Annotated in this window: 13 protein-coding genes; 10 read left to right on the top strand and 3 right to left on the bottom strand. The window is 59.9% G+C overall.

Features of this window, described 5'->3' with window-relative positions; genetic code table 11:
• Nucleotides 1–139: 139 nt before the first annotated feature.
• Nucleotides 140–895: a GntR family transcriptional regulator gene (locus tag AC07XM_RS13965; RefSeq protein WP_012273431.1), complete on the bottom strand. Its 756-nt coding sequence runs from the start codon at nucleotides 893–895 to the stop codon at nucleotides 140–142.
• A gap of 283 nt (nucleotides 896–1,178) precedes the next feature.
• On the opposite strand from AC07XM_RS13965, the gene AC07XM_RS13960 reads away from it, so the two are divergent.
• Together AC07XM_RS13960 and AC07XM_RS13955 are read left to right on the top strand one after the other, a co-directional pair.
• A complete protein-coding gene (locus tag AC07XM_RS13960) occupies nucleotides 1,179–2,528 on the top strand; it encodes an NCS2 family permease (RefSeq protein WP_102688971.1) in 1,350 nt (449 codons plus the stop codon).
• 155 nt (nucleotides 2,529–2,683) lie between these two features.
• Nucleotides 2,684–3,463, top strand: a complete 780-nt coding sequence (locus AC07XM_RS13955; protein ID WP_256596920.1) for an RHS repeat-associated core domain-containing protein — start codon at nucleotides 2,684–2,686, stop codon at nucleotides 3,461–3,463.
• A 60-nt stretch (nucleotides 3,464–3,523) separates the two neighbouring features.
• On the opposite strand, the gene uraH is transcribed toward AC07XM_RS13955, so the two are convergent.
• Nucleotides 3,524–3,877: a hydroxyisourate hydrolase gene (gene uraH / locus AC07XM_RS13950; RefSeq protein ID WP_003254328.1), complete on the bottom strand. Its 354-nt coding sequence runs from the start codon at nucleotides 3,875–3,877 to the stop codon at nucleotides 3,524–3,526.
• A 399-nt stretch (nucleotides 3,878–4,276) separates the two neighbouring features.
• Between uraH and puuE the strand changes: the two genes are divergently transcribed.
• The 8 genes from puuE (at nucleotide 4,277) to AC07XM_RS13910 (ending at nucleotide 13,497) form a co-directional block, all read left to right on the top strand.
• Complete coding sequence (gene puuE, locus AC07XM_RS13945) at nucleotides 4,277–5,203, top strand: allantoinase PuuE (protein WP_016488363.1); 927 nt, start codon at nucleotides 4,277–4,279, stop codon at nucleotides 5,201–5,203.
• Nucleotides 5,203–5,718: a 2-oxo-4-hydroxy-4-carboxy-5-ureidoimidazoline decarboxylase gene (gene uraD, locus AC07XM_RS13940; RefSeq protein ID WP_016488364.1), complete on the top strand. Its 516-nt coding sequence runs from the start codon at nucleotides 5,203–5,205 to the stop codon at nucleotides 5,716–5,718. Before puuE ends, uraD begins: the two co-directional genes overlap by 1 nt.
• A gap of 48 nt (nucleotides 5,719–5,766) precedes the next feature.
• A complete protein-coding gene (locus tag AC07XM_RS13935; RefSeq protein ID WP_016488365.1) occupies nucleotides 5,767–6,270 on the top strand; it encodes an ureidoglycolate lyase in 504 nt (167 codons plus the stop codon).
• Between the two features lie 43 nt (nucleotides 6,271–6,313).
• A complete protein-coding gene (locus tag AC07XM_RS13930; RefSeq protein ID WP_016488366.1) occupies nucleotides 6,314–7,642 on the top strand; it encodes a urate hydroxylase PuuD in 1,329 nt (442 codons plus the stop codon).
• 225 nt (nucleotides 7,643–7,867) lie between these two features.
• Nucleotides 7,868–9,223, top strand: coding sequence for a nucleobase:cation symporter-2 family protein (locus tag AC07XM_RS13925; protein ID WP_016488367.1), 1,356 nt, complete (start codon nucleotides 7,868–7,870; stop codon nucleotides 9,221–9,223).
• A gap of 150 nt (nucleotides 9,224–9,373) precedes the next feature.
• Nucleotides 9,374–10,159 carry an outer membrane protein OmpK gene (locus AC07XM_RS13920; protein ID WP_023047851.1) on the top strand — a complete coding sequence of 262 codons (786 nt, stop codon included), beginning with the start codon at nucleotides 9,374–9,376 and terminating at the stop codon, nucleotides 10,157–10,159.
• Nucleotides 10,160–10,512: 353 nt separating this feature from the next.
• On the top strand, nucleotides 10,513–11,295 hold the full coding sequence (locus AC07XM_RS13915) for an outer membrane protein OmpK (RefSeq protein WP_016488369.1): 783 nt from the start codon (nucleotides 10,513–10,515) through the stop codon (nucleotides 11,293–11,295).
• Nucleotides 11,296–11,553: 258 nt separating this feature from the next.
• Entirely contained in the window at nucleotides 11,554–13,497 is a 1,944-nt protein-coding gene (locus tag AC07XM_RS13910; RefSeq protein WP_016488370.1) for an LTA synthase family protein, read from the top strand.
• A 130-nt stretch (nucleotides 13,498–13,627) separates the two neighbouring features.
• Here AC07XM_RS13910 and AC07XM_RS13905 read toward each other — a convergent pair whose 3' ends face one another.
• Nucleotides 13,628–14,542, bottom strand: coding sequence for a DUF808 domain-containing protein (locus AC07XM_RS13905; RefSeq protein WP_016488371.1), 915 nt, complete (start codon nucleotides 14,540–14,542; stop codon nucleotides 13,628–13,630).
• Nucleotides 14,543–14,615 lie beyond the last annotated feature (73 nt).

The raw sequence follows: 14,615 nt of genomic DNA, 5'->3' as shown, positions 1-14,615 counted from the left end.
TCAAGAAGTTGAACGCAACGAATGCGCAAGCCCAACTGCTTGATGAAGGTTTGCTCACAAGAATTTAGCAGACCTTTGGCTGATGGCCAGAAATGACTGGGGGCTGCAAAGCAGCCCCCTTCAATCACCTTGCAAACGATCAACCCTTCGCTGAAACCTTGGGCTTTTTCAGCAAATGCGAGAACACCGCATGCAGATCGTCCGAGGCACTCTCCTCGTCCAGGTTCAGCTTGCTGTCAATGTGGTCCATGTGGTGCATCATCAAGCTTACGGCCTGCTCGGCATCACGCGCCTCGATGGCATCGATCAGCTGCATGTGCTCATCGTACGAACAATGCGAGCGGTTGCCGCTTTCGTACTGGGCAATGATCAGTGAGGTTTGCGACACCAGGCTGCGCTGGAAGCTCACCAGGGGTGCATTGCCCGCCGCTTCGGCCAGCTTGAGGTGGAACTCGCCGGAAAGACGAATACCGGCACCGCGGTCACCGCGCGAGAAACTGTCGCGCTCCTCACGCACCATCTGCCGCAGCTCGTTGAGTTGATCCAGGGTGGCGTGCTGCACGGCCAGTTCGGTGATGGCCCGCTCCACCATGCGTCGCGAGAAGAACACCTGGCGCGCCTCTTCCACCGTCGGGCTGGCCACCACTGCACCGCGGTTCGGCCGCAGCAGCACCACGCTTTCGTGGGCCAGGCGCGACAGGGCGCGGCGGATGATGGTGCGGCTGACGCCGAAGATTTCGCCCAGCGCTTCCTCGCTCAACTTGGTGCCCGGCGCCAGGCGCTGCTCGAGGATCGCCTCGAAAATGTGCGCGTAGACGATATCGTCCTGGGTACCGCTGCGGCCGGCCTTGCCGACACGTGCAGGTTTCTTCAGAGGTTGCAGCTGTTCGTTCATGGGCTCTCGAGGCACGAAGAGAAAGTATGGCGCCATTGTACACAGGCTGAGGCGATTCCGCAGGGGGCGTTTTACCTATATAGCCGTTGTACGACGCATTGCGCACACAAAACATAAAACATTATTTGCATTCTTTGTACACAAAAGCATAATCCACCGAGCAACTTCTTGACCCATTAGTCAACAAAATGGTCAGACGTCTGCCTTCCCTCGCGGAGCCGCCAAGTGCATTGCGCAGGAAACTGGCTCCATAACAACAAGAAAGACTTGAGGAGTACCTGCTGTGGAAAGCCGCAAATCCGAAGCCCCTACGCTGGATCTCGCCCCACCACTCGAAACGAGCTGGCTGGAGCGGATTTTCAAACTCAAGCAACACGGCAGCACCGTCAAAACCGAAATGATCGCCGGGGTGACCACCTTCATCACCATGGCCTACATCATCTTCGTCAACCCCAACATCATGGCCGACGCCGGCATCGACCATGGTGCCGCCTTCGTCGCCACCTGCATCGCCGCCGCGCTGGGCTGCCTGCTGATGGGCCTGTACGCCAACTGGCCGGTGGGCCTGGCACCGGGCATGGGGCTTAACGCCTTCTTCACCTACACCGTGGTCGGCACCATGGGCTACAACTGGGAAACGGCACTGGGGGCAGTGTTTGTCTCGGGCGTGCTGTTCATGTTCCTGACCTTGTCGAAAGTGCGCGAATGGTTGCTCAACAGCATCCCGGTCAGCCTGCGCCATGCCATGGGGGCCGGCGTCGGATTGTTTCTCGGGCTGATCGGCCTGAAGACGGCAGGCATCATCGTCGACAGCCCCGCCACCCTGATCAAGCTGGGCTCGCTGCATGAGCCGGGGCCGCTGCTGGCGGCCGTGTGCTTTCTGCTGATTGCCATCCTCAGCTACAAGCGGGTATTCGGCGCGATCCTGATCAGCATCATTGGCGTCACCCTGGCAGGCTGGGGCCTGGGCCTGGTCACGTTTGGCGGGGTGATGTCGATGCCGCCAAGCCTGGCACCGACCTGGATGGCCATGGACGTGGCCGGGGTGTTCAACGTCAGCATGATCAGCGTGGTGCTGGCGTTTCTGTTCGTGCACATGTTCGACACGGCTGGCACGCTCATGGGTGTGGCACAGCGAGCGAACCTGGTAGCGCCTGACGGGCGTATCGAAGGCCTGTCGCGCGCATTGAAGGCCGACAGTGCCTCCAGCGTATTCGGTGCCGTGGTCGGCGTACCGCCAGTGACCAGTTATGTGGAGAGTGCCGCAGGTGTCGCCGCAGGTGGCCGTACCGGTCTCACGGCGGTGGTAGTCGGTTTGCTATTTGTCGCAGCGATGTTCTTCGCCCCGCTGGCGGGGATGATCCCGGCCTACGCGACAGCAGGCGCGCTGATCTACGTGGCGATGCTGATGATGGGCAGCATGGCGCACATCCATTGGGACGAAGCTACCGACAGCATCCCGGCGATCGTCACTGTCATCATGATGCCCCTGACCTTTTCGGTAGCGGATGGTATTGCCTTAGGCTTCATAAGCTATGTGGCGCTGAAGGCAGGGACCGGCAAGTACAAGGAAATCTCCGCCAGCCTGTGGGTGCTGTGCGCGATCTTCATTGCCAAGTTTGTGTTCCTCTGACCCCAATAGCACCAATCAAAGGGCGCTTCGGCGCCCTTTTGTCATTTCCTGCGCCGCACACACATTGACCGTGCCCACCTATCATTTTTGGCAGATGCGGGATGTGCCCAGGTTTGATACAAATTCCACAAGCGTCAACAGACGGAGACAACTCAATGTACAAAGGTTTAACGACGCGGACCTATACCCCATTTGGCTTCAGCACCTCTGGTGCAAGCCTGCTAGCCTTCAACGGCGAATTTCAAGAAGCGCTTAGCGGTTTTTATCCGCTAGGTAATGGGCATCGCATATACCGCCCGACACTGATGAGATTCTGCAGTCCGGATAACCTGAGCCCCTTCGACAAAGGCGGGATGAACAGTTACGCCTATTGCGGAGGGGACCCAGTAAATTATTACGACGCTTCAGGCAGCAATCGCGTCTCCGCCATTGTCTCCATCTCCGCAATGGGAAGGGCAATAAAAATACTTAAAAAGCTTACTGGCGCGGGTGCAATTGCCTACGCCTATGACAAGAGAGAGCTCATTACGGAATTCAAGCAGACCATCAAGCACACGGTTGTCCCAGGTGAATTCACTATGCGAGACGCGTCGCCAGCCAGACAGTTGATCGATCAGAACACGGCAAAAAGCAACCGGATTTTCAATGAAGGGCTGATCATTTCAAATCGGACATTGGCCAGCAATGGAAATGGCAGCGTGGGTTTCCGTCAGGCACAAACGTATGCTGCCGATAGTGCACAGGACTGGTCGGATACCTATAAGTTTGCGCGCTCAACCTTTCGCTGGACGGTCAAGGCAATCAAGTACAGGCGTCCCGACGCAGCAGCAGGCGCGGTCCTGAACGGTTCCAGTGCGCTTTTGGCTGCAAGCCACGACTACAGAATGTACAAGACAGGTGGACTATTCAGAGAAGCATATGACATTCGACAATAAAAAAAGCCCGCCAGTGTGAGAGCGGGCCAAAGGACCTACGAAGATTCTTCTAGCGACCAACTAGCTTCCACGATAGGTCGAATAGCTGTACGGCGAGATCAGCAGCGGCACGTGGTAGTGCTCCTGCGACTCGTCGATGCCAAAGCGCAGCACAACAACATCCAGAAACGCCTGGGCCGGCAACTGCACGCCACGGGCGCGGTAGTAATCACCCGCGCTGAACTGCAACTGGTAAACACCGGTGCGGTAGTCGTCACCCTGCAGCAGCGGCGCGTCGACGCGGCCATCGCTGTTGGTCAGGGCGGTGTTCACCAGCTCCAGCTGCTGGCCTTCGACGCGGTACAGCTCGACCTTGATCGAGCTGCCCGGGCAGCCATGCGCGGCATCCAGTACGTGTGTGGTCAAACGTCCCATTGCGTGTCGCCTCTTGTTCAATCTGTGGGCAAAAAATACTCAGCCATCGCACCAGCATAGCGCCTGCGGCAGGCGGGAATGACGCCATTAAGACATTCCATCGCTAAATTGTACACAATTTTTTGAACCCATCTGTCGCCCCCAGCGTTTCGTGCCCTTAAACGACCCACCGGTCGCAAATACAGGCACCGTAACGAGGCAAACGTCATTAGCTGACCAATCAGGCAGGTTTCTTGCACTGTGTTGCAAGGTCGCTGCGCGGCGACAAAAGGAAAGAAATGCGGAAAAACAGGCTTACAAAAGATTTCAGAAGTTGTATACAATCAGCCCATCCGGTGGTGCGACATACCGACGCGGCCCGCCCACCACCCGCACTAACGCACAAGAAGGAAGACTGCAGTGAGCGCTGACTACCCTCGCGACCTGATCGGTTACGGCAACAACCCTCCTCACCCGCAATGGCCGGGCAACGCTCGCATCGCGCTGTCTTTCGTCCTCAATTACGAGGAAGGTGGCGAACGCAACATCCTGCACGGTGACAAAGAGTCCGAAGCCTTCCTGTCCGAGATGGTCGCTGCCCAACCGTTGCAGGGCCAGCGCAACATGAGCATGGAATCGCTGTACGAATACGGCAGCCGTGCTGGCGTGTGGCGCCTGCTGAAGCTGTTCAAGGACAGCGGCGTGCCACTGACCGTCTTCGCCGTGGCCATGGCCGCCCAGCGCCACCCCGACGTGATCCGCGCCATGGCCGAAGCCGGCCACGAGATCTGCAGCCACGGCTACCGCTGGATCGACTACCAGAACATGGACGAGGCCCAGGAGCGCGAGCACATGCTCGAAGCCATCCGCATCCTCACCGAACTCACCGGCGAGCGCCCGGTAGGCTGGTACACCGGCCGCACCGGCCCGAACACCCGCCGCCTGGTGATGGAAGAAGGTGGTTTCCTGTACGACAGCGACACCTACGACGACGACCTGCCCTACTGGGAGCCGAACAACCCCACCGGCAAGCCGCACCTGGTGATCCCCTACACCCTGGACACCAACGACATGCGCTTCACCCAGGTACAGGGTTTCAACTGCGGCGAGCAGTTCTTCCAGTACCTGAAAGACGCCTTTGATGTGCTGTACGCCGAAGGCGCCGAAGCACCGAAAATGCTGTCCATCGGCCTGCACTGCCGCCTGGTCGGCCGCCCGGCACGCCTGGCTGCACTCAAGCGCTTCGTCGATTACGCAAAAAGCCATGACCAGGTCTGGTTCGCCCGTCGCGTGGATATCGCCCGCCACTGGCACGCCACCCACCCGTACAAGAAAGAGAACGCCTGATGACCGCCTTCAACACCCTCAAGCCCTCCGCCCTGAGCCGTGACGCCTTCGTCGAGGCCTTCGCCGACATCTACGAGCACTCGCCTTGGGTTGCCGAAAAAGCCTACGACCTGGGTCAGCTGAGCGAGCTGGACGAGATCGAAGCGCTGCACCAGCGCATGAGCGACATCCTGCTCAGCGCCAACCACGCCGACCAGCTGGCGCTGATCAATGCTCACCCGGACCTGGCCGGCAAGGCCGCCATCCAGGGCGAGCTGACCGAATCGAGCACTAACGAACAGGCCGGCGCCGGTATCCACCAGTGCACCGCCGAAGAGTTCGCCCGCTTCACCGAGCTGAACGATGCCTACAAGGCCAAGTTCCAGTTCCCGTTCATCATGGCGGTGAAGGGCAGCAACCGGCACCAGATCCTCGCCGCCTTTGAAAAGCGCATTCACAACGATGCCGATGCCGAATTCAAGGAAGCCCTGGCGCAGATCAACCTGATCGCCCTGTTCCGCCTGCTGCAGTTGTAAACGGCAGCCGAACCTTTTCAGTACAACGAATATATAAGAGAGACCCGCATGCGCACCCTGATGATCGAGCCCCTGACCAAAGAAGCCTTCGCCCAGTTCGGAGACGTGATCGAAACCGACGGCAGCGACCACTTCATGATCAACAACGGCTCGACCATGCGCTTCCACAAGCTCGCCACGGTCGAGACCGCCGAGCCCGAAGACAAGGCGATCATCAGCATCTTCCGCGCCGACGCGCTGGACATGCCGCTGACCGTGCGCATGCTGGAACGCCATCCGCTGGGCAGCCAGGCTTTCATCCCGCTGCTCGGCAACCCCTTTCTGATCGTGGTCGCGCCCGTTGGCGATGCACCTGTATCAGGCTTGGTCCGCGCCTTCCGCAGTAATGGCAGGCAGGGCATCAATTACCATCGCGGCGTTTGGCACCACCCGGTGCTCACGATCGAAAAGCGGGATGATTTCCTGGTGGTTGATCGCAGTGGTTCTGGCAACAACTGCGATGAGCATTACTTCACCGAGGAACAGATGCTGATCCTCAATCCCCACCAATAAGAAAAGGTCGATCATCGCAAGGTGATCGGCAGAGGTACATACTGTGGAAGCACACCTTCACGAATGGCTGAACCTGAGCATTCGCTGGGTTCACATGATCACCGGTGTCGCCTGGATCGGTGCATCGTTCTACTTCGTCTGGCTGGAGAACCACCTGAACCGAAGCAACCCGCGCGATGGGTTGTCGGGTGATCTCTGGGCGATTCACGGCGGTGGTATCTACCACCTGGAGAAATACAAACTCGCGCCCCCGAAAATGCCCGAGAACCTGCACTGGTTCAAATGGGAAGCCTACTTTACCTGGATGTCCGGTATCGCCCTGCTGTGCGTGGTGTTCTACTGGAACCCGGCCTTGTACCTGCTGGCACCTGGCAGCACCCTGAGCGGTGCCGAAGGCGTGGCCATCGGTATCGGCTCGCTGATCGCTGGCTGGTTCATCTACGACTTCCTGTGCGACTCGCCCCTGGGCAAGAAGCCAGCGCTGCTCGGCGGTGTGCTGTTCGTGCTGATCATCGCCGCCTGCTGGGGCTTCAGCCTGGTGTTCAGCGGCCGTGGTGCATACCTGCACACCGGCGCGATCATCGGCACCATCATGGTCGGTAACGTGTTCCGCATCATCATGCCGGCCCAGCGCCAGCTGGTGGCGGCGATCGAGAACAACCAGACACCCGACCCGGTACTGCCGGCCAAGGGCCTGCTGCGCTCGCGTCACAACAACTACTTCACCCTGCCGGTGCTGTTCATCATGATCAGCAACCATTTCCCGAGCACCTACGGTAGCCAGTACAACTGGCTGATCCTGGCCGGTATTGCGGTAGCTGCGGTTCTGATCCGCCACTACTTCAACACCCGCCACGACAGCAACAAGTACGCCTGGACCCTGCCGGTCGGCGCCCTGGCGATGATCTGCCTGGCCTACGTCACCGGTCCTAAACCGATGGCCGTAAGCCCTGAGCAAGCCGCAGCGAAAGTCGAATACCAGCCGCTGCCTGCGACTGCCGTCGGTGGCAAGACCGCTGCCGAGCAGCGCGCCGAGGACGCCGCCAAGGCTGCCGAAGCGCCGGCTGCACCTGCGCAAGCACCGGCCCAGGCCGCTGCCCAGGCCGGCGGTGGCGACTTCGACAAGATCCACAATGTCATCCAGGAACGCTGCACCGTGTGCCACTCGTCCAAGCCGACCAGCCCACTGTTCAGCGCCGCCCCTGCCGGCGTGATGTTCGACACCCCGCAGCAGATCCAGGCCCAGGCCGCGCGCATCCAGGCGCAAGCGGTCGCCAGCCAGATCATGCCGCTGGGCAACATCACCCAGATGACCACCGAAGAGCGCAAGCTCGTCGGCGACTGGATCGCCAAAGGCGCCCAGGTCAACTGATAGCACCTCGCCAGCCAACCCGCTCCCAGGGGGATCACCTCCCCTGTGGGAGCGGGCTTGCCCGCGAAGAGGCCGGTAGCCCCGGCCTCAAAGCTTCATGTGTTACGCAACAAGCAAGCATCGAGCGTCAGCATTCACAGCGGGAAATCCAAGCTTCTTCCTGAAGCTTGCCGCTTGGAGCTTGTCGCTTGGATCCGAGAATAAAAACAAAACTCGAGGTGCTGCATGTCCGAGTCACGCAAGGCGTATATTCCCATTGCGCCGCCGCGCGAACCCTTGCCCCTGTTCCAACTGTTCCTGGTTGGCCTGCAACACGTTCTGCTGATGTACGGTGGCGCGATTGCCGTGCCGTTGATCATCGGCCAAGCCGCCGGGTTGTCCCGTGAAGAAGTCGCATTCCTGATCAACGCCGACCTGCTGGTCGCTGGCGTCGCCACCATTATCCAGTCGTTCGGTATCGGCCCGGTGGGCATCCGCATGCCGGTGATGATGGGTGCCAGTTTCGCTGCCGTCGGCAGCATGGTGGCCATGGCCGGCATGCCCGGCGTAGGCCTGCAGGGGATCTTCGGCGCGACCATCGCCGCCGGGTTCTTCGGCATGCTGATCGCGCCGTTCATGTCCAAAGTCGTGCGCTTCTTCCCGCCGCTGGTCACCGGTACGGTGATCACCTCGATTGGCCTGTCGCTGTTCCCGGTGGCGGTCAACTGGGCCGGTGGCGGCCATGAAGCCGAAACCTTCGGCTCGCCCATCTACCTGCTGGTGGCCGGTCTGGTGCTGGCGGTGATATTGCTGATCAACCGCTTCATGCGCGGCTTCTGGGTCAACGTGTCGGTACTGGTAGGCATGGGCCTTGGCTACATCCTGGCCGGCTCCATCGGCATGGTCGACCTGTCTGGCCTGAAAGACGCTCCGTGGTTGCAGGTGGTAACTCCACTGCACTTCGGCATGCCGACCTTCAGCCTGGCGCCGATCCTGTCGATGTGCCTGGTGGTGGTGATCATCTTCGTCGAGTCCACCGGCATGTTCCTGGCCCTGGGCAAGGTGACTGATCGCGAAGTCACGCCAGGGATGCTGCGTCGCGGCCTGCTGTGCGATGCCGGTGCATCGTTCATTGCCGGCTTCTTCAACACCTTCACCCACTCCTCGTTCGCCCAGAACATCGGCCTGGTGCAGATGACCGGGGTGCGCTGCCGCTTTGTCACCATCGTGGCCGGTGCATTGCTGATCCTGCTCAGCCTGCTGCCCAAGGCGGCCTTCCTGATTGCCTCGATCCCGCCTGCGGTACTGGGCGGTGCCTCCATTGCCATGTTCGGCATGGTCACCGCCACCGGGATCAAGATTCTTCAGGAGGCGGACATCGGCGACCGCCGCAACCAGTTGCTGGTGGCGGTGAGCGTCGGCTTCGGGTTGATTCCCGTGGTGCGTCCTGAGTTCTTTGCCCAGATGCCGCAGTGGATGGAACCCATCACCCACAGTGGTATCGCCATGGCCACGGTCAGTGCCCTGGTGTTGAACGTCCTGTTCAACATCCTCGGTGGCGCCGACCGCGCGGTGCACAACGACGTCTGTCACCAGCATTGAGCCTGCAGGGGCGGCGCATTGCGGCGCATTGCCGCCCCTCACCTACGCCTGCAGTAACCGCTACGCCGTCGACCCGCCGGAATGGGTCGCCCGGGGTGCTTTTGCGCCAAAAAAACCGCCAACAAAAACAATAAGTCCGGGAATCACAACATGAAGCGCATCACCACGTCCCTGTTGTTGGGCAGCAGCCTGCTGGCCACCCTACCCTCGCATGCAGGCGAATGGCTGCAATGGCATGGCGAAAGCCTGACATACCTGTATGGCAAGGACTTCAAGGTCAACCCTGATATCCAACAGACCATCACGTTCGAGCACGCCAACAAATGGAAGTACGGCGACACCTTCATGTTCGTCGACAAGATCTTCTACAACGGCAAAGCCGACGCCAGCAAAGGCGTGACCACCTACTACGGCGAGTTCAGCCCGCGCCTGTCGTTCGGCAAGATCTTCGACCAGAAGCTGGCCTTCGGCCCGATCAAGGACGTGCTGCTGGCCATGACCTACGAGCGGGGCGAAGGCGACAACGAAGCCTACCTGATCGGCCCCGGCTTTGACCTGAACATCCCCGGCTTCAACTATTTCACCCTCAACTTCTACGTGCGCAACACCGAAGGCAGCCGCCCAGGCGACAACGTCTGGCAGATCACCCCCGGCTGGTCCTACACCATCCCGGTGGGCAGGTCGGACATTCTGATCGACGGTTACATGGACTGGGTCCCCGACAACGACCAGACACGTCGGGGCACCTACCACGCCAACCTGCACTTCAACCCGCAGGTCAAATACGACCTGGGCAAGGCGCTGAACCTGGGCGCCAAGCAGCTGTACGTGGGCTTTGAGTACAGCTACTGGAAGGACAAATATGGCATCGATAGCCGCGGCAACCTGGAGAGCAACCAGAGTGTCGCCAGTGCGCTAATCAAAGTACACTTCTAAGAAGCTGACCAAACGCACAAGTTTGATACAGCACGCTCCAGGACGGAGCACTTGAGGCGCGGCGCGCAAGCCAGTAATCTGCGCGCCCCCTCGATCAGGGCAGAACGGATTCTGCCTGCGTTTACTGACCGCTCAGTCAATGAATACGGGCGGTTGGCCAACGTGTTGCCAGCCTGAAAGACCCTTTTCATCCGTTCAGAACGAAGTCGAGCAGGAAGGTTTTGCCAACCCGGAAAAGTTGGCCCAACCCTTGCCAAACAGCTGTGGCCTATCGAAAAAAGCTGACTCGCAAGACAACAAAAGCGCCATCAACGAGCGCTGACAACAGATCAATCAAGGGAGCGACACTCGCAATGCGTACCATCAACAGCCTGATCCTCGCCGGCGGCCTGCTGGCCTGCGGCACCACCTTCGGCGGCGACCTGCTGCAATGGCAGAACAACAGCCTGACTTACCTGTGGGGCAAGAACTTCAAGGTCAACCCGGCCATTCAGCAAACCGTCACGTTCGAACACGCCGATGGCTGGAAGTACGGCGACAACTTCATCTTTGTCGACAAGATCTTCTACCAAGGCCAGAAAGATGCCGGCAACGGCCCGAACACCTATTACGGTGAGATCAGCCCACGCCTGTCGTTCAACAAGATCTTCGACCAGAAGGTCGAGTTCGGCCCGGTCAAGGATGTGCTGCTGGCGATGACCTACGAGTTTGGCGAGGGTGACACCGAGTCGTACCTGATCGGCCCAGGTTTCGACCTGGCCATTCCCGGCTTCGACTACTTCCAGCTGAACTTCTACAACCGCACCACCGACGGCAGCCGCGCGGGCGACAACGTATGGCAGATCACCCCGGTATGGTCGTACACCATCCCGGTGGGCGATTCCGATGTGCTGATTGATGGCTTCATGGACTGGGTGGTGGACAACGACGAAAACCGCCGCGGTACCTACCACGCCAACCTGCATTTCAACCCGCAGATCAAGTATGACCTGGGCAAGGCGCTGCACCTGGGCGAGAAACAACTGTATGTGGGTGTGGAATACGACTACTGGAAAAACAAATATGGCATCAAGGACAGCGATGCCTTTACCACCGACCAGAACACCATGAGTTTCCTGGTAAAAGTGCACTTCTGATGCGCTGAAACGTGACAGCGCGTTGTATTTTTAACGCGTTGTCACGTGCAATTCCATGCGCATCATGTAAGTAATTTCCTACAGCGGATTCAGATAGTTCTTAATTGCATTAAGTCTCGCCTTAAAAAAACACAGCATCAGGACAATCAACAACACATCAAATAGCACAATAGCCCCCTCTGTTTTGACAAATTTTTTGCACTCCGCCCTTTAGCATGCTTGTCTTCTGCATTCAAAAAAAGAAAACAGGCCTACTTAATGCGCACCTCCCTCACCGCCCCCTGGCGGTATCTTCTGTTAGTTTGCTCACTGTGGTTTGGCATTTTCCTGCTGACCCGCCTGATATTGCTGGCTACCCATCTGGATGAAGTCCATGGCGACTACCTCTCACTGCTCTTCAGTGGGGCCCTTTACGACCTGAGCTTCCTCACCTACGCCGCACTGCCGCTGGGGTTGTACCTGGCAGTGTGCCCGGCCGCCTTGTGGCGCACACGCTGGCACCACCGGCTGATGAGCGGGGTGCTGGTTGTCAGCCTGTTCGTGATGCTGTTCGTCGCCGTGGCCGAGTGGCTGTTCTGGGACGAGTTCGGGGTACGCTTCAACTTCATCGCCGTCGACTACCTGGTGTACTCCAAGGAGGTGCTGGACAACATCCGCGAGTCCTACCCGCTACCGACCCTGTTGGGCTGTATTGCCGTGGTTGCGGTGCTGCTTGCCCTGATCCTGCACAAACCACTGGCCCGGGCGCTGGCAGCGCCCAGCGCCAACCTGCGCCAGCGCCTGGGCGGTATTGCGCTGCTGGCAGTGCTAGGCGGGTTGAGCGCGCTGCTGGTCGACCAGCAGTTCCCCCGCGGCCAGGGCGGCAATGCCTACCAGCGCGAGTTGGCCAGTAACGGACCGTATCAGTTCTTTGCCGCGTTCCGTAACAACGAACTCGACTACACCCAGTTCTATGCCAGCCTCGACGCAGCACAAGCCGGTGCGCAGATGCACCAGGAACTGGCCGAGCCCAACGCACGGTTCCAGGCCAGCGAGCCCGAGGACATTCGCCGCCACATCAGCGCCAGCGGCGAGCCACGCAAGCCCAACATCATCCTGGTCACCATCGAGAGTTTCAGCGCCAAGTACATGGGCAGCAACGGCGACCCGCGCAACCTCACGCCCAACCTGGATGCCTTGCGCCGCGAGAGCCTGTACTTCAACAACTTCTATGCCACCGGCACCCGTACCGATCGCGGCCTGGAGGCCATTACCCTGTCGATTCCGCCAACGCCGGGGCGCTCCATTGTCAAACGCATCGGCCGTGAAAGCGGCTACGGCAGCCTCGGCCAGCAACTGGCTGCAGTCGGCTATGACCCCGTGTTCGTCTATGGTGGGCGCGGATACTTCGACAACATGAACGCCTTCTTCAGCGGCAACGGCTACCGCATCGTCGACCAAAGCAGCGTGGATGAAAGCGAAATCGGCTTCAAGAATGCCTGGGGCATGGCCGATGAAGACCTGTATCGGCAGGCGCTGAAACTGGCCGATGCCGACCATGCCAAGCAGCAGCCGTTCTTGCTACAACTGATGACCACCTCCAACCACCGCCCTTATACCTACCCGGACGGCCGCATCGACATCCCCTCGGGCGACGGCCGCGAAGGTGCCGTGAAGTACACCGACCATGCCATCGCCCAGTTCCTGCGCGAGGCCAAGGGCAAGCCGTGGTTTGACAATACGTTGTTCGTCTTCGTCGCCGACCACACCGCCGGTAGCGCCGGCGTGGAAGACTTGCCGGTGAGCAATTACCAGATTCCGCTGTGGATCTATGCACCCAAACTGATCGCCCCGCGCGAAGACGCACAACTGGCCAGCCAGATCGACCTTGCACCGACCTTGCTCGGCCTGCTCAACCTCAGCTACACCTCAACCTTCTTTGGCCGCGACCTGTTGGGTGAGGATGCCTTGCCGCCACGGGTCTTGATCGGCAACTACCAGCACTTGGGGCTGTTCGACGGCAAGGACCTGGCGATCCTCAGCCCACGCGGCGGCATGCGGGTGCACCAGGATGCCTTGGGCAACAGCCGGGAAATGGCAGCCACCAGCGACAACCCGCTGATCCGCCGGGCTATCGCGTACTACCAGAGTGCGGCAAACGACTTCAGCAAAGGGCTGCTGGCCTGGAAACCACAGGATCAAGGTGCGGTGGTAGAACAATAAACCCGTGAGCCAACAACGCGGTATATGGCACCGGCTTTGCCGGTGTTCGCGGGCTTGCCCGCTGCCACAGGGTTAAAGCTGTTTCTGAGGTTTGCAGTGTACTTGTGGGCAAAGCCCCGGCCCTGCAGCCTCATGTGCCCGGCCGGATCGCCCGCCACAATTTGCCGGCAATCGCTACCACCGCCAGTACCACGGCACCGGCCACCACCCCGACAAGACCGTTTAGCAGCGCCCCGGTCAGGGCGCCACCGCGCCCCTCGCTGAACGCTTCGATGGCGTGATGCAGCGGCTCGATGCCATGCACCAGAATCCCACCGCCGACCAAAAACATCGCCGCCGTGCCGATCACCGACAGGCTCTTCATCATGTAGGGCGCAGCCCGCAGGATGCCGTTGCCGACGGCCTGGGTCACGCTAGACGCCTTTTGGGTCATCCACAACCCCAGGTCATCGAGCTTGACGATACCCGCCACCAGCCCGTATACGCCGATGGTCATGACGATGGCGATGCCCGACAGCACGATGATCTGCTGGCTCAGCGGCGCATCGGCCACGGTACCCAGGGTAATGGCAATGATCTCGGCCGACAGGATGAAGTCGGTGCGCACCGCGCCCTTGATCTTGGCCTTCTCGAAGGCCACCAGGTCGACATTGGCATCAGCCACGGCTTCCTTTCGCGCCTTGTGCTGCGCGTCGTCCTCTTCCTTGCTGTGCAAGAACTTGTGCGCCAGCTTCTCGAAGCCTTCGAAGCACAGGTAGGCACCACCGATCATCAACAGCGGCGTCACTGCCCACGGAATGAACGCGCTGATCAGCAGCGCCGCCGGCACCAGGATTGCCTTGTTGACGAATGACCCCTTGGCCACCGCCCACACCACCGGGACCTCCCGCTCGGCACGCACACCGGTAACCTGCTGAGCGTTCAGCGCCAGGTCATCGCCCAGCACACCTGCAGTTTTTTTTGCCGCCACCTTGGTCATTAGCGAGACGTCATCAAGCACCGTGGCGATGTCGTCGATCAGTACCAGTAGACTGCTTCCTGCCATGTTTGCCTGTATCCCGATAAGTGTGTGCCACGGATTCTAGCCCAAAGCCGCTGCCTTGAGCGCCCGTCGAGCC

The organism is Pseudomonas sp. GW460-LB5, from assembly GCF_059423245.1.
This window is presented reverse-complemented; position numbering and strand designations above follow the sequence as displayed.

Coding starts and splice junctions, on each gene's coding strand:
- AC07XM_RS13965 (WP_012273431.1), bottom strand. CDS start 895: ATGAACGAACAGCTGCAACCTCTGAAGAAACCTGCACGTGTCGGCAAG.
- AC07XM_RS13955 (WP_256596920.1), top strand. CDS start 2,684: ATGTACAAAGGTTTAACGACGCGGACCTATACCCCATTTGGCTTCAGC.
- uraH (WP_003254328.1), bottom strand. CDS start 3,877: ATGGGACGTTTGACCACACACGTACTGGATGCCGCGCATGGCTGCCCG.
- uraD (WP_016488364.1), top strand. CDS start 5,203: ATGACCGCCTTCAACACCCTCAAGCCCTCCGCCCTGAGCCGTGACGCC.
- AC07XM_RS13935 (WP_016488365.1), top strand. CDS start 5,767: ATGCGCACCCTGATGATCGAGCCCCTGACCAAAGAAGCCTTCGCCCAG.
- AC07XM_RS13925 (WP_016488367.1), top strand. CDS start 7,868: ATGTCCGAGTCACGCAAGGCGTATATTCCCATTGCGCCGCCGCGCGAA.
- AC07XM_RS13920 (WP_023047851.1), top strand. CDS start 9,374: ATGAAGCGCATCACCACGTCCCTGTTGTTGGGCAGCAGCCTGCTGGCC.
- AC07XM_RS13915 (WP_016488369.1), top strand. CDS start 10,513: ATGCGTACCATCAACAGCCTGATCCTCGCCGGCGGCCTGCTGGCCTGC.
- AC07XM_RS13910 (WP_016488370.1), top strand. CDS start 11,554: ATGCGCACCTCCCTCACCGCCCCCTGGCGGTATCTTCTGTTAGTTTGC.
- AC07XM_RS13905 (WP_016488371.1), bottom strand. CDS start 14,542: ATGGCAGGAAGCAGTCTACTGGTACTGATCGACGACATCGCCACGGTG.